Here is an 18,362-nt window from a genome sequence, read left to right as displayed (position 1 = left end):
GGGGCACTCGTTGGGGCGCTCATCCGGGCGCTTATCAGGGCGCTCATCGGGGCGCTCGGGAAGCCTTCGTCCCGCAGCGCCCCACGCCCGGAGCCTCAGGCCGGCGTCAGGCCCCGTATGAACAGGTCCAGCAGCGCGCAGACGAACAGCGCGATCCCGATGAAGCCGTTGACCTGGAAGAACGCCCGGTTCAGCCGGGAGAGGTCGTGCGGGCGGACGATGGTGTGCTCGTAGAGGAACGCGCCGACGACGATCACCAGGCCGAGCCAGAAGAACACCCCGGCGTGGGTGGCGAGCGCGTACCAGACCAGCAGCGCCGTGGTGACGGCGTGGCTGGCGCGGGCGCCGTGCAGGGCCGCCGGGATGCCGAAGCGGGCCGGTACGGACTTCACGCCGTGCGCCCGGTCCGCCTGCACGTCCTGGCAGGCGAAGATCAGGTCGAAGCCTCCGATCCAGACGCCCACGGCCAGGCCGAGGATCACCGCGTCCCAGGACCAGGACCCCGTGACGGCTATCCACGCGCCGACCGGGCCCATCGCCTGGGCCAGTCCCAGGATCGCGTGGGGGAAGTTCGTGAAGCGCTTGCCGTACGGATACACCACCATCGGGATGACGGCGATCGGCGCCAGCGCCAGGCACAGCGGGTTGAGCAGGGCCGCGGCGCCCAGGAAGAAGACCACCGCGATCAGCGCGCCGGTCCAGGCGGAGCGTACCGACACCGCGCCGGTGACCAGCTCGCGGCCCGCGGTGCGCGGGTTACGGGCGTCGATCTCCCGGTCGATGATGCGGTTGGCGGCCATCGCGAAGGTGCGCAGCCCCACCATCGCGACCGTGACCAGCAGCAGTTCGACCCAGTGGATGCTCTTGTCCACCTGGTGCATGGCGGTCAGCGAGGCGATGTAGGCGAAGGGCAGCGCGAAGACCGAGTGTTCGATCATCACCAGCCGCAGGAAGGCCTTGACCTTGCCGGGCGGTGCGGGTTCGGGGGCGAAGAGATCCGGTGTCGCTGAATCGGCGCTCATGTCTAGAACCCGTACTCCTTCCAGCGGCGGTCGACCTTCGCCGCCGTCGCGGTGTCCGACTCGACCATCTCCGGCCAGCCGCCGTCCCTGGTGTACCCCTCCTCGGGCAGCTTCCGCGTCGCGTCGATGCCCGCCTTGCCGCCCCAGAACTGCTGGTACGAGGCGTGGTCGAGGTGGTCGACCGGCCCCTCGACGACGGTCAGGTCCCGCGCGTAGTCCGTGTTGCCGAGGGCCCGCCAGGACACCTCGTGCAGGTTGTGCACATCGCAGTCGGCGTCGACCACGACGATCAGCTTGGTCAGCGACATCATGTGGGCGCCCCAGATGGCGTGCATGACCTTCTGGGCGTGCTTGGGGTACTTCTTGTCGATCGAGACGATCGCGCAGTTGTGGAAGCCGCCCGACTCGGGCAGGTGGTAGTCCACGATGTCCGGCACGATGACCTTGAGCAGCGGCAGGAAGAACCGCTCGGTGGCCCGGCCCAGCGGGCCGTCCTCGGTCGGCGGCCGGCCCACCACGATCGACTGGAGCAGCGGCCGCCGGCGCATCGTCACACAGTCGATGGTCAGCGCCGGGAACGGCTCCTGCGGCGTGTAGAAGCCGGTGTGGTCGCCGAAGGGGCCCTCCGGCAGCATCTCGCCCGGCTCCAGCCAGCCCTCCAGTACGACCTCGGCGTTGGCCGGGACCTGGAGCGGCACGGTCTTGCAGTCCACCATCTCGATGCGCTTGCCCTGCACGAACCCGGCGAGCATGTACTCGTCCATGTCGCCGGGCAGCGGCGCGGTGGCGGCGTAGGTGACGGCCGGCGGGCAGCCGAAGGCGATGGCGACCGGCAGTTTCTCGCCGCGCTTGGCGGCCACCTGGTAGTGGTTGCGGCTGTCCTTGTGGATCTGCCAGTGCATGCCGATGGTGCGCTTGTCGTGGCGCTGGAGGCGGTACAGGCCCAGGTTCCGCACGCCGGTCTCCGGGTGCTTGGTGTGGGTCAGGCCCAGGTTGAAGAACGATCCGCCGTCCTGCGGCCAGGTGAACAGCGCGGGCAGCCGCTCCAGGTCCACCTCGTCGCCCTGGAGCACGACCTCCTGGACCGGGGCGCTGTCGCCCTTGACCTTCTTCGGCGGGACGTGCGCCATGTTCGCGAGCTTGCCGAAGGCCTCGCGCACGCCGACGAAGCCGTGCGGCAGCTCCGGCTTGAGCAGCCCGCCGATCTTCTCGCTGATCTCGTCGTACGACGTCAGGCCCAGCGCCTTGAGCAGCCGGCGGTCGGTGCCGTACACGTTCATGGCCAGCGGCATCGACGAGCCCTTGACGTTCTCGAAGAGCAGCGCCGGGCCGCCGGCCTTCTGCACCCGGTCGACGATCTCGCCGACTTCCAGATGCGGATCGACCTCGGCCTTGATGCGCTTGAGGTCACCCTCCCGGTCGAGCGCGCGCAGGAACGAGCGAAGATCGTCATAAGCCATGCTGTCCAGTATCCGGTACGCACTACCCTGGACGGGTCACCGGGCCCCGCGAGGCCCGCCCGTCAGCACAGGGGGGCTGCTTCCGCAATGCTCAGGTATCTGCCGTTCCTTCTGATCCTGGCGCTGTGGATCTACGCGTTCATCGACTGCCTGAACACGCCGGAGAACCAGGTCCGCGGCCTGCCGAAGATCGCCTGGGTCTTCATCATCCTGCTGTTCGGCGAGGTCCTCATCGGTCCGGTCGCCTGGCTGGTGGCCGGCCGCCCGCGGCGCGAACCCGCCGGCGGCGGCGCGCCGTGGCCCCGCGGCGGGCGCGGCCCGGCGCAGAAGTGGGTCGCGCCGGACGACAACCCCGAGTTCCTGCGCTCGCTCAAGGACGAGAACAAGAAGGACGAGGCGCTCCTGAAGGACTGGGAGGCGGACCTGCGGCGCCGCGAGGAGGAGCTGCGGCGCAAGGAAAACGGTTCGTCGGACGGCGAGGGGAACACCCCGCCGTCGAAGGGCTGACGGCGCACCGCCGAGGGGCGGACGCCCCCGCCCCACCGTCAAAGAGCTGACGACCTACCCACCGGAGCACACGGCCGCCCCGCCCACCGGAGCGCACCGCCGCCCCGCCCACCGGAGCGCACGGCCGTACGCAGCGCGCCGTAGGCCCGAGGCGTACGGCCCTCCCACGCGCCCCCTCGCTCCTCACTCACCGGCCGGATCGCGGCGCGTACGTTGCCGGACCGCTCCCGGGCGAGGAGAGTGGCCGTCGTGAAGGACCTGGAGCGCGCGATGCTGGCGACGGCGGTCGCCGAGGCACGGGCCGGGCTGGCCGAGGGCGGCATCCCCATCGGCGCCGCGCTGTACGGCCCCGACGGCGCCCTCCTCGGACGCGGCCGCAACCGTCGCGTCCAGGACGGCGACCCCACCGCGCACGCGGAGACCACCGCCTTCCGCGCCGCCGGCCGGCAGCGCCACTACCGGGACACCACGATGGTCACCACCCTCTCCCCGTGCTGGTTCTGCAGCGGCCTGATCCGCCAGTTCCGCATCTCGCGCGTCCTGATCGGCGAAGCCCGTACGTACCACGGCGGGCACGGCTGGCTGGCGCAGAGCGGCGTACGGATCGTGCTGCTGGACGACGCGGAGTGCGCGGCCATGATGCGGGAGTTCATCGCGGCCCGACCCAAGCTGTGGCACGAGGACATCGGCGATGAGTGAGCCCCCTGCGTCCGCGCCCGACCCCGCCCGCGCGCCCGCGCCCGACGACGGCCCCATCCCCGTCATCGACCTCGCCCGCTGGCGGTCGGACGGCCCGGACGCGCGCCGCGCGACCGCCGCGGCCGTCGATACGGCCCTGCGCGCCACCGGCTTCCTCCTCGTCACCGGCCACGGCCTCGACCCGGACCTGCGCACCCGCATCCGCCGCACCGCCCGTACGTTCTTCGCGCTGCCCGCCGCGGAGAAGCAGCCGTACGCCACCGAGGTCGGCGGGCGCGGCTGGCTGGGCCCCGGAGCCGAGGCCAACGGCGCCGCCGAGGGCACCGCGACCCCGCCGGACCTGAAGGAGTCGCTGTCCTTCGCCTCCGAGGAGCCGACCGGCGACCCGGCCGTCGACGCCGAGTGGTTCCTGCCCAACATCTGGCCCCACCAGGTCCCGGCCCTCCGCCTCGACGTCCAGGATCTCCTGACCGCCCTGCGCGCCCTCTCCGACCGGCTCCTCGAACTCCTCGCCACCGTGCTCGGCTCCGCCCCCGACCGCTTCACCCGCCACACCACCCACCCCACCTGGGGCTTCAACATCAACTGGTACCCGGGCACGGAGACGGTGGGCGAGGCGCTGCCCGGCCAGTACCGCATCGGCCCGCACACCGACTTCGGCACGGTCACGGTCCTGGACCGGCAGCACGGCAAGGGCGGCCTCCAGGTCTGGACCGACCCGGCGCACGGCGGCACCGGCTGGCAGGACGCCCCGTACGTCCCCGGCTCCCTCACCGTCAACATCGGCGACCTGATGGCCCGCTGGACCGACGGCCGCTGGCGCGCCGGCCGCCACCGCGTCCTGCCGCCCCCGCCCGACGCCCCCACCGAGGAGCTGATGTCCCTCGTCTACTTCTACGAGTGCGACCCCGGCACCCGCATCGGCACCCTGGCCGACTCCCACACGTATCTGCGCGCCCAGCTCGACGCCATCACCGCGGACGGCACCTGACCGGGAAAATCGATGGCCCTTCCGCCTCCGGCCGCCACACACTGACGGCTCATGAGTCATCACCGAAACCCCCGGCACCCCGAACCCACGCGCCACATCCGCGCCGCCCACACCGCCACCACGGTCACCGTCTACCAGGCGTACGCCCCGTCCCTCGGCCTCCCCGCCGCCCGCGACGGCCGCTTCCCGCCCGCCTGGAAGCGGGAGCGCATGACGTGGGTCAAACCGTCGTTCCTGTGGATGATGTACCGCTGCGGCTGGGCCACCAAGCCCGACCAGGAACGGGTCCTCGCCATCGAGATCGACCGCGCGGGCTTCGACTGGGCCCTGCGCCACGCCTGCCTGTCCCACTACGACCCCGCCGTCCACCCCGACCGGGCCGCCTGGAAAGCGCAGCTCCTCACCTCCCCCGCCCGCATCCAATGGGACCCCGAACGCGACCTGCACCTGGCTCCGCTCCCCCACCGCTCCCTCCAGCTGGGCCTGGCGGGCGACGCCTCCCGCCGCTACGCCGACGAGTGGACGGTGGCGATCCGCGACATCACACCACTGGCCCATGAGATCCACGCCCTGGTGCGCGCGGGCGACACGGCGGCCGCGACCGCCCTCCTCCCCGAAGAGCGCCCCTACCCTGCGCCGGCGGAAACCCCGGGCCTGTCTCCCGTACCGGCCTGACCGCTCCCGCCGCTACTGCCCGGCGGCCGCGTAGTCGGCCCGCAGCTCCCGCCACCGGTCCAGGTTCCACGTGGACCAGTCCTTGGGCCGTCCGTCGAGCGCGTCGGTGAGGAACTCGAAATGGTGGTGCCAGCCGGCGAGACAGTCCAGGCGGTACGCGGCGGAACCGGTGAACTCGTTCGCGAAGCGCAGACGGGTGGCGTCGGTCCCGTCGTCCCGGAGCTCGAACCGCATACGGCCGTGGACATCGACGGTGTACTCGGCCAGCCGCAACGGCCCCCAGCCGGTCACCCGGCCGGGTGCCACCGTCGCATTCCCGTTCTCATCGGTGTTCTGCCACCGAAGCGTGATCAGCCCACCCTCACGCCGCACAAACGGCTCCGCCACAGCAAGCCACCCCGGCAGCCCCTCCTGAGTGGCCACCGCCTCCCAGACCCGCTCCACACCCTGGGGAAAACGCAGCTCGTACCGGAGGGTGTGGCTGTCACCTGTGGAAACAGCGGTGCCGTACGGGACGGGGCTCTCCAAACGCTCCATGAGGCCACCATCGCGCACGGCACCGGGTCCGGCAGGTCGGGGTGGGGCAGGCGGGTCAGGTTCCCGAGCAGGCTGCGGGGACCTTCCTCGATCACATGCCAGAACGTGACGGGGTGGCCGTCCGCCACCACGGGCTGTTCCAGGTTCCACCACAGAGTGTGCCGCCGGCTCAGATCCCGGAGTAGGAGTGCAGCCCCGAGAAGAAGTAATTCACCACGTAGTAGTTGAAGATGTACGTCAGGAACGCGAACAGGCCCAGGTAGGCGGCCTTGCGGCCCTTCCAGCCGACGGTGGCGCGGGCGTGGAGGTAGGCGGCGTAGGCGACCCAGGTGACGAAGGACCAGATTTCCTTGGAGTCCCAGCCCCAGTAGCGGCCCCAGGCCTCGCCGGCCCAGATGGCGCCGGCGATGATCGTGAAGGTCCACAGGGGGAAGATCGTGGCGTTCACGCGGTAGGAGAACTTGTCCAGGCTGGCGGCGGCGGGCAGGCGCTCCATCACGGAGGTGGCGAAGGCGCCGGGCTTCTTGCCGTTCGGGTCGGCCAGCTTGCTCTCGTAGCGGTCGCGGAAGAGGTAGAGCAGCGTGGAGACGGCGCCGAGGTAGAGGAAGGCGCCGGAGATGATCGCGCAGCTGACGTGGATCCACAGCCAGTACGAGTGGAGGGCCGGGACCAGCTGGGAGCTTTCGGTGTAGAGCCAGGTGACGGCCACGCCGAGGTCCAGCAGGACGGTGGCGGTCAGCAGCAGGCCGATCCAGCGGACGTTCTTCCGCAGGGCGAGGAGGACGAGGTACGCGGCGACCGCGACCATGCCGAAGGTCGTGGAGAACTCGTACATGTTGCCCCAGGGGGCACGCTGCACGGACAGGCCGCGGGTGAGGACGCCGCCGAAGTGGATCAGGAACGCGAGGGTGGTCAGCGAGATGGCGATGCGGCCGTAGAGGTCGCCCTTCTCGGTGCCGCCCGCGGCGCCCGGGCCGTCCGGGACGTCCCGGTTGCCGTTGGTGGCGCGGGTGACGACCTTGGGGCGCTCCAGTACGGCGGTGCCGCCGCCCTGCTCGGCCGTGCGGGCCGCCGCGGCCTTGGCGGGGGCGGGCACGGTGGCGGTCAGGGCCGCCGCCGTGCGGCCGACCTTGCTGCGGCTGCCGAAGGCCCACTCGGCGAGGTGCGCGAGGAAGGCGAGGGTGTAGACGGCCATGGCCGAGTAGATCAGCATGTTGCTGATACTGGCCAGGTTCTCGTTGGTGGCTGCGGCAGCGATGTTCACGCGCGCGCTCCTTCGGAGGGATCGGCAGGATCATCGGCGGAGTCCGTGGAACCGGTTGCACCGATGGAGTCGGTGGGGCCGGTGGACTTCGCCGCGTTCTCGGGGCCGGTGGGGGTGGGTTTCTTCTCATCGGCGGCCGGGGACGGGGCGGGGACGGGCTTCGCGCTCGCCTCCGTGGCCGTACCGGTATCCGTAGCCGAATCGGTATCCGTAGCCGTACCGGCTTGGGTGGCCGTACCGGTGTCCGCAGCCGTATCCGCCGCTGCGTCCGGGCCCGCCTCCGCCGCCAGCGGCGCGTCCGGCTCCAGGGCGGCGGCCAGGTCGGCCAGTTCCTCCGGGAGGCGGGCGGACTCGCTGCGGCCCAGGCCCGCCATCTCGACGACGGTCACGCCGTCGGCGCCGCGTACGGCCCGTACCCACACCCGGCGGCGCTGGATGAACAGCGAGCCGGCCAGGCCGATCAGGATGGCGATCGCGCCGATCAGGGCGAGGCCGTTGCCGGGCTGGTGGGAGACCTGGAAGGTGGCCCACTGCTTGACGCCGACGAACTTGATGCTGCCGTCGCCGCCGGGGAGCTTCATGGTCTCGCCGGGCTTCATCATCTGGGCGACGGCGCGGCCGTCCTGCTGGTACTGCTTGAGGTTCTTCTTCTCCAGCTGGTACACGCTCTGCGGCAGCCCGGAGTCCACACCGAGGTCACCGTGGTACGCGGTCAGCGTCAGCCGCGGATTGTCCAGCGCGGGGAACGTGGAGAACATCGAGCCGGAGCCCTTGCCGCCGTACGTCGGCACGAAGAAGCCCGAGAAGCCGAGCTGGTTGCGCTTGCCGTCGGCGGTCTGCGCGTTGGGCACCTTGACCACGCCGGTGGAGGTGTAGTTCTGCATGTCCTGCGGCAGGAACGGCACCGCGCCGCTGTAGACCTGCTTGCCGCGGCCGTCGGTGACCTCGACGACCGGCGCGTAGCCGTGCGAGAGCAGGAAGATCTTGGAGTCGGCGATCTCCAGCGGGTGGTTGACCTCGATCTTGCCCTGGTGTTCCGTGCCGTCCGCGCCCTGGAAGTACGAGATGTTGGCGCGGAACTCGCGCGGGGTGCCCTTCTGGGGGCCGCTGCGCTCGTAGGACGCGTCGAAGCTCTTGAGGGAGAAACCGAACGGTTCGAGGTCGTCGGTGTCGTAGAAGGCACCGGACTTGAAGTTGTCGTACTGGGTGAGGCTGTTGGCGAAGCCGTCGCCCTCGACGACCAGCTTGCCGCCCTCGGACTTCCACAGGCTGCCGACGGCGACCGCCACCAGGATCACGATCAGCGAGACGTGGAAGACCAGGTTGCCCGCCTCGCGCAGGTAGCCCTTCTCGGCGGCGACGGCGTCATCGATGGTGTGGGCGCGGAAGCGGCGCTTCTTCAGCAGGCGCTGGGCCGCGCCGAGCACCTCCCCGGGCTCCCGGTCCGTACGCCACGTCGTGTACGCGGGCAGCCGGGTCAGCCGGCGCGGGGCGCGCGGCGGGCGGCCGCGCAGCTGGCCGACGAACTGCCACGAGCGCGGCACGATGCAGCCGATCAGCGAGATGAACAGCAGCAGGTAGATCGCGGAGAACCACACCGAGCTGTAGACGTGGAACAGGCCCAGCTTGTCGTACAGCGGTGCCAGCGTCGGGTGGTCGGTGCGGAACTGCTCGACCTTGGTCGGGTCGATGCTGGTCTGCGGGACCAGCGAGCCGGGGATGGCGCCGAGCGAGAGCAGGAACAGCAGGATCAGCGCGACCCGCATCGAGGTCAGCTGCCGCCAGAACCACCGGGCCCAGCCGACCGGCCCCAGGGACGGGAGGGAGACCCCCTCGGCGCCCCCGTCGGAGGCCTCTTCCTCGGGCGCGGTGGACAGCTGCGAGCCCGCGGCGCCGACCTCGGCGTCGTCGGCGTCGCGGGGGGTGTCGGTCTTGGAGGCCATCAATCAGATCCCTGGGGTGAAGCTGCTGGTCCAGCTCTGCAGGCCGGACATCATGTCGGCCCATGCGCCGGTGAGGAGCAGGACGCCCAGCGCGACCATCATGCCGCCGCCGAGCCGCATCACCCACACGTAGTGGCGCTTGACCCAGCCGAAGGCGCCGAGCACCTTGCGGAAGGCGAGGGCGACGGCGATGAAGGGCAGGCCCAGTCCCAGACAGTAGGCCACCGTCAGCAGGGCGCCGCGCCCGGCACTGGCCTGGTCGAGGGCGAGCGAGCTGACCGCGGTGAGCGTCGGGCCCAGGCACGGCGTCCAGCCGACGCCGAAGAGGACGCCGAGCACCGGCGCGCCGGCCAGACCCATGGCGGGCTTCTTGTGGAAGCGCAGCTCGCGCTGGCCGAAGTTCTTCAGGACACCGGCGAAGGCCAGGCCGAGCAGGATCAGCAGGACGCCCAGGATCTTGTTGAGCAGGCTCAGGTGTTCCTGGAGCCGGCCGCCGAAGTAGCCGAAGAGGGCGCCGGTGGAGACGAAGACGGCGGTGAAGCCGAGGATGAAGAGGGAGGCGCCGGCCAGCATCCGGCCGCGCTTGGCCTCGGCGAGGTCCGCTCCGGTCACGCCCGTGACGTAGGACATGTAGCCGGGTACGAGCGGCAGCACGCAGGGCGAGAAGAAGGAGACCAGGCCGCCGAGGAGGGCGACGGGCACGGCGAGCAGCAGCGCGCCCGAGGTGATGGTGGCGGCGGGGCCGGTGGCGGCGGCGAGGGAGATCACGTGATCACTTCTCGTCGATCAGCGGCTGGAGCATCTTGCGCAGCTCGTCCTCGCTGAGCGGGCCGATGGACCGCGCCGCGATCTTCCCCTGCCGGTCCACGGCGATGGTGGAGGGGATCGCCTGCGGGTTGAGGCTGCCCTTGGGGAAGCGCAGCATCAGCTTGCCGGTCGGGTCGAACAGGCTCGGGTACGGCACCTTGTGCTGTTCCTCGAAGCTGACCGCCTGGGACTTCTGCGAGTCACGGGTGTTGATGCCGACGAACTGGACGCCCTTGTCCTTGGTCTCGTTCGCGACCTTGGCGAAGTTGGGGGCCTCGGCGATGCAGGGGGCGCACCACGATCCCCAGACGTTGAGGACGACGACCTTGCCCTTGTAGTCCGCGATGTCCAGCTTCGCGCTCTGGGTGGTCTCGCCGGAGATCTCGGGTACGGGCTTGCGGTCCGCCTTCGCGACCCGCTCGACGCCGTCCTTGCCCTCGACGAACTGGGTCTGCTCGGAGCCGCCCGAGCGGCCTTCGCCGCAGGCGGCCAGCGTCAGCGCCGCGAGCGCGGCGCCTGTGGCGAACAGGGCGGTGCGGCGATGACTGGCGAGTCGTCGGGGGACGCGGCAGGCACTCATGTGAAAAGTTTCGCATGGGGCGGTTACGGATCTTCCGCACCCCCCTCGCCGGGTCCGTGTCCGCGGTGTCCGGGCACGTCAGGGGGTTGACGCCGGGCGAGTTCTACGGATCGGAGCGCGCATACGGGCCGGACGAGTCGTACGGGCCGGGCGGGCCCTGCGGGCCGAAGCGCGCGTACGGGCCGGGCGAGCCCTGCGGGCCGAAGCGCGCATACGGGCCGGAGCGCGCCGCCCCGGCCCGTATCCGCACACCTCTCAGGCCCCCGACAGGAACGCCTTCCAGCCGCCGGCCGGCTTCTGGCCCACGCCCAGGCCCTGGAGCTTGGCCACGACCTTGGGGTCCTGCGCGTCCAGCCAGTCGGTGAACTGGCGGAACGAGACCAGCCGCACGTCCTTGCGCTTCTCGTCGGCGATGTGCTTCAGCGCTTCTTCGACGGCGTCCATGTAGATGCCGCCGTTCCACTGCTCGAAGTGGTTGCCGACGAACAGCGGCGCGCGGTTGGTCTCGTAGGCCCGCTCGAAGCCCTTGATGTAGGCGCCGGTGGCCTCCTTGCGCCAGCCCGGGTAGTTGGCGGGCGGGCCCTTGGTGGAGTTCTTCGACTGGTTGGCGAGGATGTTGTAGTCCATCGAGAGGACCTCGAAGCGGTGCCCCGGGAAAGGTATCTGCTGGAGCGGGTAGTCCCAGATGCCCATCTTCTTCTTCGGCCAGCGCTGCACGCCGCCCGGCGAGCTGGCGTCGTAGCGCCAGCCCAGCTTCTTGGCGGTGGGCAGCAGGTTGTCCTGGCCGAGCAGGCACGGCGTACGGCCGCCGACCAGCTCCTTCTCGTAGTCGAACGGCAGCGGCTCCAGGTCGGTGAAGCCGGTGTTGGTGCGCCACTTCTTGACGAAGTCCTTGGCCTGGTCGATCTCGGACTGCCACTGGGCCGGGGTCCAGTGCTTGACCGAGGTGCGGGCCTCGCCGCAGAAGTGCCCGTTGAAGTGGGTGCCGATCTCGTGGCCCTCCAGCCACGCCTCCCGCACGTTCTTCAGCGTCGCCTTGATGTGCTCGTCGGAGAGGTAGCCGATGTCGGAGGCGCCGACCTTGTTGTTCGGCGGGCGGTAGAGGTGCTTCTTGGACTCCGGGAGGCAGTACAGCCCGGAGAGGAAGAAGGTCATCGCCGCGTTGTGGTCCTTGGCCAGCTTGCGGAAGCGCGGGAAGAGGCCGTTGCCGACCTCTCCCGCCCCGTCCCACGAGAAGATCACGAACTGCGGCGGGGTCTCGCCCGGCTCCAGCCGGCGCGGCTTGTCCGGCTGGTTGGGCTGCGGGCCGGCGTCGGCCGTCGAGCCGTCGCCGATCGGCTTGGCCTTCGCCTGGACGCCGTTCTTGCCGTTGCCGGACCCGGAACCCGAGCCGGAGTCGGAGGAGCAGCCCGCGACGCCGAGCGCCGCGGCCGCCCCCACTCCCATGCCCAGCAGGTTCCGCCGACTGATCGCGCGCATACCGTCGTCCCCATCCGTACTCGTCACACTCAATATCCGTATAAACGGACATCGGGTAAGAGGTTCTGGCGAACACGGAGGTTCCGGGCTATTAGTGCAATTTTATTATTTTACTTTTTGTCGACCCTGCGTCACATTGCCAACACTGGTAACACCGGACCCTCGCGTCCCTCACGCAACAGGATGCGAGAAACCGGCCGGAGGTTACGCTCCGAACGCCTTGGATTTGCCCGCCTGCGGCTTGGCGCCCGCCCGCAGGTGCGCCGGCACCAGATCGAGCGCCGGCTCGCTGTAACCCACTGAAATGATCTTGTCGCCGCGGAACGTGAACGAGGTCAGTGAGGCGAGCGTGCACTGCCGCTTGCGCGGGTCGTGCCACAGCCGCCGCCGCTCCGCGAAGCTGCGCACGACCCAGATCGGCAGCTGGTGGCTGACCGCGACCGCCTCGTGCCCGCGGGCCACGTCGCGCGCCGCGCCGAGCGCCGCCATCATCCGTACGACCTGCTCCAGATACGGCTCGCCCCACGACGGCCGGAACGGGTTGGTCAGGTACTTCCAGTTCCCCGGCTTCTTCAGCGCGCCGTCGCCGACCCCGAAGGTCTTGCCCTCGAAGACGTTGGCCGCCTCGATCAGCCGTTCGTCGGTGGCCAGGTCGAGGCCGTGCGCCTTGGCGATCGGCGTCGCGGTCTCCTGCGCCCGCTCCAGCGGGGACGCCACGACGTGCGTGACGTCCCGTCCCGCCAGGTGCTCGGCGACCCGGTCGGCCATGGCCCGGCCCAGCTCGGAGAGGTGGTAGCCGGGCCGCCGCCCGTACAGCACGCCGTCGGGGTTGTGCACCTCGCCGTGCCGCATCAGGTGGACGACGGTGATGTCTTCGCTGTTCATGTCACCCATCTTCCGGTCCGTCCCGCCGTGCGCCCCGCTCACGCGGTCGCTTCGGCGGCGGCCCGCGCGGCCGACGGCAGCGCGGCGGCGATGCGCTCGATCGCCCGCTCGTCGTGCGCGGTCGAGACGAACCAGGACTCGAACGCGGACGGCGGCAGGTACACGCCCTGGGAGAGCATCGAGTGGAAGAAGGCGGTGAAGCGGAACGCCTCCTGCGCCTTGGACCCGTCGTAGTCGGTCACGTCCCGGTCGGTGAAGAAGACCGAGAACATGTTGCCCGCGACCTGGAGGCGGTGCGCCACGCCCGCCTTGGTGAGGGCGTCGGCGACCAGCGCGCGCACCTCGGCCGAGACCGCGTCGACCTTGTCGTACGCCGCCTGGTCCAGCAGCTTGAGCTGGGCGACGCCGGCGGCCGTGGCGACCGGGTTACCGGACAGGGTGCCCGCCTGGTAGACCGGGCCGGCCGGGGCGAGGTGGGCCATCACGTCGGCGCGGCCGCCGAAGGCCGCGGCCGGGAAGCCGCCGCCCATGACCTTGCCGAAGGTCATCAGGTCGGGCCGGACGCCGTCGATGCCGTACCAGCCGGTGCGGCTGACCCGGAAGCCGGTCATGACCTCGTCGGAGATGTAGAGCGCGCCGTTCGCGGCGCACAGCTCCTTCAGGCCCTGGTTGAAGCCGGGCAGCGGCGGGACGACGCCCATGTTGCCGGGCGACGCCTCGGTGATCACACAGGCGATCTCGCCGGGGTGCGCGGCGAAGGCGGCCCGTACGGCCTCGATGTCGTTGTACGGCAGCACGATCGTGTCCCCGGCCTGCGCGCCCGTGACGCCGGGGGTGTCCGGCAGCCCGAAGGTCGCGACGCCGGAGCCGGCCGCGGCCAGCAGCGCGTCCACGTGCCCGTGGTAGCAGCCGGCGAACTTCACGACCTTGGCGCGGCCGGTGTAACCGCGCGCCAGGCGGATGGCGGACATGGTCGCCTCGGTGCCGGAGGAGACCAGCCGCACCTGCTCGACCGGGTCGATCCGGTCCACGATCTGCTCGGCCAGCTCGACCTCGCCCTCGCCGGGCGTGCCGAAGGAGGTGCCGCGGGCGACGGCCTCCTGGACGGCGGCGGTGACCTCGGGGTGGGCGTGTCCGAGGATCATCGGGCCCCACGAGCACACGAGGTCGACGTACTCCCGGCCGTCGGCGTCGGTGAGGTACGGACCGGTACCGGACACCATGAACCGGGGCGAACCGCCCACCGCGCGGAACGCGCGCACGGGGGAGTTCACCCCGCCCGGCGTCACAACGGCCGCGCGGTCGAAGAGCGTCTGCGAAACTGGGGCTTCATAGGGAAAAGGCACTGTGATCCTGACCTGCACAAACGTAGGAAGGGGCGACGGCTTGCGGCGGCACCCGGACTGACAACGAAGCGGGATTCCCCTCGCTCTCGACCAGGTGTCAGACCCCGCGAGTCTGCAAAACTGGGACAACGTACGAGTAAGTCACGCAAGCAATGGTCTCAGAGGCGCACGGGGGCGCGCGGCGGGGCGTTTCACGCGCCGGTGACGGGGGAGGTCTCTGAGACGATGATCGGGTTGCGCGGCTGGGGCTGCGAGTGGTCGGGTGGAGATATGCATCGCGGTGGCGGACTGGGCGAGGGCACCGATGACCGGGGGCCTGAGCGCGACCAGCGGGGCCGCCACCGGCGCGAGGAGACCAAGGGCGGGGGAAACAGAGGCGGCCGCATGGGGGTGACGTACAAGTACTTCGGCGCGCCGAACGGTGCCACGGCGGCGCGGGTGCCGATCTCGATGCGGCCCGAGGAGCTGGGCGGCGACGAGCTCGGCATGGGCGGCATGTTCACGAAGATCAAACCGGAGACGATGGCCGCGATGGTCCTCACCGGTATAGAAGGCATACCGCTGCACAAGGTCCCCCCGCTGGAACTGGTCGTCCTCCACCCCGACTACGCCGTCGTCAAGCTCCCCATGACCGTCGTCGACCCGCTGCGCGGCGTCGGCGAGGAGTCGGTCGGCGCCGCGGCCTTCATCTGGTCCACGGTCCCCGACCGCGGCGGCCCCCGCGACGCCTTCACCGTCTACCAGCTGCTCCACGAGTGGCAGGACTTCTCCCACCGGCTGCACGAGGCGGGGCACCAGGCGTACTGCCTGGTGTGGCCGTGACGGGGCACCAGGCGTGCTGCTTGGTGTGGCCCCTGACGCGCGAGCCGCTGCCGGGGCGGCCGTGACGCGCACGATCCGCCGACGGAGTGGCGTGACGCGCGCGAGCCGCTGACCGGGCGGCGGGGATTGCGGTGGTCCCGGCCGCGTACGGTGCGCCCATGGCCTTACGACAGCGCACCCGCACCGCGGTCCTGACCCCCGCGGCCCCGCCCCGTCTGACCGGCGGACACCGTACGGACGCGTACGTGGAGATCGGCTCGCTGACCAAGGTGCTCACCGGAACGGCGCTGGACCGGCTGGCCGCGGACGGCGTGCTGACGCCGGACGACCCGGTCGAGCGCTGGCTCGACGCACCGCACGGCACCGGCATCACCCTGCGCCACCTGGCGGAGCACACCTCCGGCCTGCCGCGGCTGCCCCCGCTGCGCCGGCCGCGCCGCGACCCGTACGTCCACTTCGACGCGGCCGCGCTGCGCTCCCTCGTCGGCCGCCTCGACACGCTGGCCACCACGGCACCCGGCGCGGCCGAGGAGTACTCCAACTTCGGGTACGCCGTGCTGGGCGCCGCGCTGGCCGCTGCCGCCGAGGAGCCGTACGAGCAGGTCGTACGGCGCTGTGTGCTCGACCCCCTGGGCATCGCGGAGATGACCGCCCGGCCGCCCGCCGGCCGGCGGCTGACCGGCACCAACCGGTGGGGCCGGCCGCGCGCCCCGTGGACGATGGACGGCGCGGTCCTGCCCGCCGGGGGCTATTGGGCCACGCTGCCGGCGGTCGCCGCGCTGGTGCGCGGGCTGCTGGTCGAGCAGGTGCTGGGGCCGCCCGCACTGACCTGGCGTCAGGACGGGCCGTTGACATGGCACAACGGGGGCACCCGTGACGCGCAGGTTTTCGCCGGGCTGCACCGGGAGACCCGTGCCTGGGTGGTCGTGCACTGCCTCGACGCGGGGCCGGACGCGGCCGGCCGTACCGGGGTGCGGCTGCTGACGGACGGGAAAGCGGACGGCGGGCGGTAGATGACGGGGCGGGGGTGCGGTGCCGTCGGCGCTGCCGCGGCTGACGGGGCGTCACGCCGGTTCCGCAGCCGGTCCGTCGGCCGTCCGTGTCTTCCGGATCTCTTCCGGATCGGTCACGCACGCTGTTCGGGCCACGCGCCCCGGACTACTCTTGAGGGGCAGCCCGAGTCCCCGGCAGCGTGGCAGTCCCGTCCGCACCGAGGAGGCGCGTGGTGATGGCAGACCCTGGAACATCCCTCGACTCCCCGCGCACCGGCGCGGTGGGCAGGCGGATGCCGCCACCCCGGTCCCACGCCCGGTGCGGACCGCAGCGGACGCCCGCGGCGGACGGACGGCCGGAGCGCCGGCCGGACGCGGCGCCCCCGGCCGAAGGCGCGGACCCGGACTTCGCGGTCCTCATCGTGCGCGGGCGGATGGACCTGGCCACCCTGCCCACCCTGCGCGAGAGACTGCGGCGCCTGCCCCGTGCCCCGGGCAGCCTGTTGATCGTCGACCTGTCCGAGGTCACCGTCTGCTGCCCGCTCGCCCTCGGCCCGCTCGTCGCGGCGGCCCGGCGGGCCCGCTCGCAGGGCGGTGATCTGCGTCTGGTCCTGCCGAGTCCCGCCGCCCGCGCGGCGTTGCAGGCCAGTGGGCTGAACCGGCTGCTGCCGGTCTTCCCCGGCCTGGACACCGCGACCGGGACCACCGCCGTCGGCCCGCCCGGCCCGCCCGAGGGGGCCGCAGCCTAGGAAGCGATCAGGGCGGAGCGCTTCCGACCACCGAGCCGTTCGTGGAGGTGTGCGGTGCTTCCGCTCCTTCTCGTCTCCATAGTGATCACAGCAGCCGCCGGCTGGCTCGCCAACCCGGTGTGGTGGGTGGCCACCGTCGTCCTGGGCTACCTCGCCGTGCGCTACCGCCAGGGCTACTTGGGTTATGACGCGGAGTACCGCGCCTACCGGGAGCGCCGTATCCGCCAGGACCGCTGGGACAAGCGCTACCGCAGGGAACGCGGCGGCGCGGCGAAGAGCAAATAGCGCGAGGGGCGAGCAGGCCGCGCTCACCAGGTCGGCCGGGCCGACACCCCGCCGTCCACCACCAGGTCGTGCCCGGTCACCCACGCGGCCATCGGCGAGGCGAGGAAGACGCACGCGTCGCCGACGTCCTCGGGGCGGCCCAGCCGTCCGGCCGGGGCGGCCTGCCGGTAGCGGGCCACGCCGTCGGGCCAGGCCTCCGCCAGCCCCGCGCGGTCGATCAGGCCCGGCGAGACGCTGTTGACGCGGATGCCGTCGGGCCCGTACTCCAGCGCGGCCGAGCGGGCGTGCATCACGACGGCCGCCTTCGACGCGCAGTAGTGGGCGTGCGCCGGGGCGGGCTGGTGCGCCTGGACGGAGGCGATGTGGGTGATCGAGCCGCCGTCGCCGTCCCGCATCACCGCGGCCGCGGCCTGCGTGCAGGCGAAGGCGCTCAGGACGTTGGTGTCGTTGACGGCGCGCCAGTCGTCCACGGTCATGCCCGCCAGGTCCTGGTCGGGCTGCACACCCGCGTTGTTGACCAGGGCGGTGAGCCGGCCGCGCCAGTCCGCCGCCGTACGCACCAGGCGGTGGCACTCCTCCTCCGCCGAGAGGTCGGCGCGCACCGCCAGCGCGCTGCCGCCCTGTTCCTCGATACGGGCAACGAGCGCTTGGGCGGCGGAGGCGTTCGTACGGTAGTGGGCGACGACGGCGGCGCCCGCGGCGGCGAAGCGCAGCGCGATGCCGGTGCCGAGGCAGCCGCCCGCGCCGGTCACCAGGACGACCTGGCCCGCGAGGGACGGCAGCGCGGGGTCGCCGTGCGGCGCGCTCACGGGCGGCTCAGCGCGGTGATCCGCGCCGCCTCCCGGGGGTAGCGGGCGGCCAGTTCGGCGGCATCCCCGTGCTCGTAGTCCTCGAAGGTGAAGCCCGGCGCCATGGTGCAGCCGAAGAGCGACCAGGCGCCGCCGTCGGCGACCTCGGCGGCCATCCAGGTGCCGGCCGGCACCGTGAACTGGATGTGCTGGCCGCCCAGGACGTCCGGGCCGAGGACGGCCGTACGGGTGCTGCCGGACGGCTCCAGGAGGAGCAGCGTGAGCGGGTCGCCGAGGTAGAAGTGCCAGACCTCGTCGGTGGGCAGGCGGTGCAGGGCGCTGTAGTCGCCGGGTTCCGAGGTGAGCAGGACGATGATCGCGGAGCCCTCGGGGCGGCCGTCGGGACGCGTGGGGCCCGCCCAGGTGCGCCGGTAGCGCCCGCCTTCCCTGGGCAGCGGCTCCAGCCCGTAGAACTCGGCGAGCTGCTGTGGTGACGGCGGTGACTCGGGCGTGTGCCGGGCCATGCGTCTC

The 18,362-nt window shown here is 71.6% G+C and carries 20 protein-coding genes; 8 read left to right on the top strand and 12 right to left on the bottom strand.

Annotated elements, in window-relative coordinates:
* Window positions 1-95 precede the first annotated feature (95 nt).
* Together mqnP and CP973_RS02910 are read right to left on the bottom strand one after the other, a co-directional pair.
* Complete coding sequence (mqnP, locus tag CP973_RS02915) at window positions 96-1,022, bottom strand: menaquinone biosynthesis prenyltransferase MqnP (RefSeq protein ID WP_150237304.1); 927 nt, start codon at window positions 1,020-1,022, stop codon at window positions 96-98.
* 2 nt (window positions 1,023-1,024) lie between these two features.
* Window positions 1,025-2,482 (bottom strand): menaquinone biosynthesis decarboxylase, encoded by a 1,458-nt coding sequence (locus CP973_RS02910; RefSeq protein ID WP_150237302.1) that lies wholly within the window; start codon window positions 2,480-2,482, stop codon window positions 1,025-1,027.
* An 87-nt stretch (window positions 2,483-2,569) separates the two neighbouring features.
* Here CP973_RS02910 and CP973_RS02905 point away from each other — a divergent pair, with 87 nt between their 5' ends.
* The 4 genes from CP973_RS02905 to CP973_RS02890 all read left to right on the top strand — a co-directional run bounded on the left by CP973_RS02905 (window position 2,570) and on the right by CP973_RS02890 (window position 5,354).
* Window positions 2,570-2,989 (top strand): PLD nuclease N-terminal domain-containing protein, encoded by a 420-nt coding sequence (locus CP973_RS02905; protein ID WP_150237300.1) that lies wholly within the window; start codon window positions 2,570-2,572, stop codon window positions 2,987-2,989.
* A gap of 270 nt (window positions 2,990-3,259) precedes the next feature.
* On the top strand, window positions 3,260-3,688 hold the full coding sequence (locus CP973_RS02900; RefSeq protein WP_150243051.1) for a nucleoside deaminase: 429 nt from the start codon (window positions 3,260-3,262) through the stop codon (window positions 3,686-3,688).
* Window positions 3,681-4,679: an isopenicillin N synthase family dioxygenase gene (locus CP973_RS02895; RefSeq protein ID WP_244409249.1), complete on the top strand. Its 999-nt coding sequence runs from the start codon at window positions 3,681-3,683 to the stop codon at window positions 4,677-4,679. The genes CP973_RS02900 and CP973_RS02895 overlap by 8 nt, the downstream gene beginning before the upstream one ends.
* A 51-nt stretch (window positions 4,680-4,730) precedes the next feature.
* Window positions 4,731-5,354, top strand: a complete 624-nt coding sequence (locus CP973_RS02890; RefSeq protein WP_150237299.1) for a DUF4291 domain-containing protein — start codon at window positions 4,731-4,733, stop codon at window positions 5,352-5,354.
* 12 nt (window positions 5,355-5,366) lie between these two features.
* On the opposite strand, the gene CP973_RS02885 is transcribed toward CP973_RS02890, so the two are convergent.
* From CP973_RS02885 to hemL, 8 genes are all read right to left on the bottom strand, one after another.
* Window positions 5,367-5,891: an SRPBCC domain-containing protein gene (locus tag CP973_RS02885; protein ID WP_150237297.1), complete on the bottom strand. Its 525-nt coding sequence runs from the start codon at window positions 5,889-5,891 to the stop codon at window positions 5,367-5,369.
* A 169-nt stretch (window positions 5,892-6,060) separates the two neighbouring features.
* On the bottom strand, window positions 6,061-7,155 hold the full coding sequence (gene ccsB / locus CP973_RS02880) for a c-type cytochrome biogenesis protein CcsB (RefSeq protein ID WP_150237295.1): 1,095 nt from the start codon (window positions 7,153-7,155) through the stop codon (window positions 6,061-6,063).
* On the bottom strand, window positions 7,152-9,098 hold the full coding sequence (resB, locus tag CP973_RS02875) for a cytochrome c biogenesis protein ResB (protein WP_150237293.1): 1,947 nt from the start codon (window positions 9,096-9,098) through the stop codon (window positions 7,152-7,154). The genes ccsB and resB overlap by 4 nt, the downstream gene beginning before the upstream one ends.
* Window positions 9,099-9,101: 3 nt before the next feature.
* The gene (locus CP973_RS02870) at window positions 9,102-9,866 is read right to left on the bottom strand and encodes a cytochrome c biogenesis CcdA family protein (RefSeq protein WP_150237291.1); all 765 of its coding nucleotides are present in this window, start codon (window positions 9,864-9,866) and stop codon (window positions 9,102-9,104) included.
* Between the two features lie 4 nt (window positions 9,867-9,870).
* Entirely contained in the window at window positions 9,871-10,485 is a 615-nt protein-coding gene (locus CP973_RS02865; protein WP_150237289.1) for a TlpA family protein disulfide reductase, read from the bottom strand.
* Between the two features lie 255 nt (window positions 10,486-10,740).
* On the bottom strand, window positions 10,741-11,964 hold the full coding sequence (locus CP973_RS02860) for a polysaccharide deacetylase family protein (protein WP_150237287.1): 1,224 nt from the start codon (window positions 11,962-11,964) through the stop codon (window positions 10,741-10,743).
* Window positions 11,965-12,168: 204 nt separating this feature from the next.
* Window positions 12,169-12,849, bottom strand: coding sequence for a histidine phosphatase family protein (locus CP973_RS02855; protein WP_150237285.1), 681 nt, complete (start codon window positions 12,847-12,849; stop codon window positions 12,169-12,171).
* A 38-nt stretch (window positions 12,850-12,887) separates the two neighbouring features.
* The gene (gene hemL / locus CP973_RS02850) at window positions 12,888-14,195 is read right to left on the bottom strand and encodes a glutamate-1-semialdehyde 2,1-aminomutase (RefSeq protein WP_150237283.1); all 1,308 of its coding nucleotides are present in this window, start codon (window positions 14,193-14,195) and stop codon (window positions 12,888-12,890) included.
* A 270-nt stretch (window positions 14,196-14,465) separates the two neighbouring features.
* Between hemL and CP973_RS02845 the strand changes: the two genes are divergently transcribed.
* The 4 genes from CP973_RS02845 (at window position 14,466) to CP973_RS02830 (ending at window position 17,043) form a co-directional block, all read left to right on the top strand.
* On the top strand, window positions 14,466-15,017 hold the full coding sequence (locus CP973_RS02845) for a hypothetical protein (RefSeq protein ID WP_073769157.1): 552 nt from the start codon (window positions 14,466-14,468) through the stop codon (window positions 15,015-15,017).
* 158 nt (window positions 15,018-15,175) lie between these two features.
* Window positions 15,176-16,030: a serine hydrolase domain-containing protein gene (locus CP973_RS02840; protein ID WP_150237281.1), complete on the top strand. Its 855-nt coding sequence runs from the start codon at window positions 15,176-15,178 to the stop codon at window positions 16,028-16,030.
* Window positions 16,031-16,245: 215 nt separating this feature from the next.
* Window positions 16,246-16,758, top strand: coding sequence for an STAS domain-containing protein (locus CP973_RS02835; RefSeq protein ID WP_150237278.1), 513 nt, complete (start codon window positions 16,246-16,248; stop codon window positions 16,756-16,758).
* A 54-nt stretch (window positions 16,759-16,812) separates the two neighbouring features.
* Window positions 16,813-17,043, top strand: a complete 231-nt coding sequence (locus tag CP973_RS02830; protein ID WP_150237276.1) for a hypothetical protein — start codon at window positions 16,813-16,815, stop codon at window positions 17,041-17,043.
* Window positions 17,044-17,066: 23 nt separating this feature from the next.
* Here the strand turns inward: CP973_RS02830 and CP973_RS02825 are convergent, their stop codons facing one another.
* Together CP973_RS02825 and CP973_RS02820 are read right to left on the bottom strand one after the other, a co-directional pair.
* Window positions 17,067-17,852: an SDR family NAD(P)-dependent oxidoreductase gene (locus CP973_RS02825; RefSeq protein WP_150237274.1), complete on the bottom strand. Its 786-nt coding sequence runs from the start codon at window positions 17,850-17,852 to the stop codon at window positions 17,067-17,069.
* The gene (locus CP973_RS02820; RefSeq protein WP_150237272.1) at window positions 17,849-18,355 is read right to left on the bottom strand and encodes a cupin domain-containing protein; all 507 of its coding nucleotides are present in this window, start codon (window positions 18,353-18,355) and stop codon (window positions 17,849-17,851) included. Before CP973_RS02820 ends, CP973_RS02825 begins: the two co-directional genes overlap by 4 nt.
* Window positions 18,356-18,362 lie beyond the last annotated feature (7 nt).

Origin of the sequence: Streptomyces albofaciens JCM 4342, from assembly GCF_008634025.1 — a bacterium.
Classification (GTDB): domain Bacteria; phylum Actinomycetota; class Actinomycetes; order Streptomycetales; family Streptomycetaceae; genus Streptomyces; species Streptomyces albofaciens.
Note: the sequence above shows the minus strand (reverse complement) of the source record. Positions and strands in the feature narration are given on the sequence as shown.

What these genes read in the sequence shown, in the direction of transcription:
- mqnP (WP_150237304.1), bottom strand. Translation starts at nt 1,022, where the DNA reads ATGAGCGCCGATTCAGCGACACCGGATCTCTTCGCCCCCGAACCCGCA.
- CP973_RS02910 (WP_150237302.1), bottom strand. Translation starts at nt 2,482, where the DNA reads ATGGCTTATGACGATCTTCGCTCGTTCCTGCGCGCGCTCGACCGGGAG.
- CP973_RS02905 (WP_150237300.1), top strand. Translation starts at nt 2,570, where the DNA reads ATGCTCAGGTATCTGCCGTTCCTTCTGATCCTGGCGCTGTGGATCTAC.
- CP973_RS02900 (WP_150243051.1), top strand. Translation starts at nt 3,260, where the DNA reads ATGCTGGCGACGGCGGTCGCCGAGGCACGGGCCGGGCTGGCCGAGGGC.
- CP973_RS02895 (WP_244409249.1), top strand. Translation starts at nt 3,681, where the DNA reads ATGAGTGAGCCCCCTGCGTCCGCGCCCGACCCCGCCCGCGCGCCCGCG.
- CP973_RS02890 (WP_150237299.1), top strand. Translation starts at nt 4,731, where the DNA reads ATGAGTCATCACCGAAACCCCCGGCACCCCGAACCCACGCGCCACATC.
- CP973_RS02885 (WP_150237297.1), bottom strand. Translation starts at nt 5,891, where the DNA reads ATGGAGCGTTTGGAGAGCCCCGTCCCGTACGGCACCGCTGTTTCCACA.
- resB (WP_150237293.1), bottom strand. Translation starts at nt 9,098, where the DNA reads ATGGCCTCCAAGACCGACACCCCCCGCGACGCCGACGACGCCGAGGTC.
- CP973_RS02865 (WP_150237289.1), bottom strand. Translation starts at nt 10,485, where the DNA reads ATGAGTGCCTGCCGCGTCCCCCGACGACTCGCCAGTCATCGCCGCACC.
- CP973_RS02860 (WP_150237287.1), bottom strand. Translation starts at nt 11,964, where the DNA reads ATGCGCGCGATCAGTCGGCGGAACCTGCTGGGCATGGGAGTGGGGGCG.
- CP973_RS02855 (WP_150237285.1), bottom strand. Translation starts at nt 12,849, where the DNA reads ATGAACAGCGAAGACATCACCGTCGTCCACCTGATGCGGCACGGCGAG.
- CP973_RS02845 (WP_073769157.1), top strand. Translation starts at nt 14,466, where the DNA reads ATGCATCGCGGTGGCGGACTGGGCGAGGGCACCGATGACCGGGGGCCT.
- CP973_RS02840 (WP_150237281.1), top strand. Translation starts at nt 15,176, where the DNA reads ATGGCCTTACGACAGCGCACCCGCACCGCGGTCCTGACCCCCGCGGCC.
- CP973_RS02835 (WP_150237278.1), top strand. Translation starts at nt 16,246, where the DNA reads ATGGCAGACCCTGGAACATCCCTCGACTCCCCGCGCACCGGCGCGGTG.
- CP973_RS02820 (WP_150237272.1), bottom strand. Translation starts at nt 18,355, where the DNA reads ATGGCCCGGCACACGCCCGAGTCACCGCCGTCACCACAGCAGCTCGCC.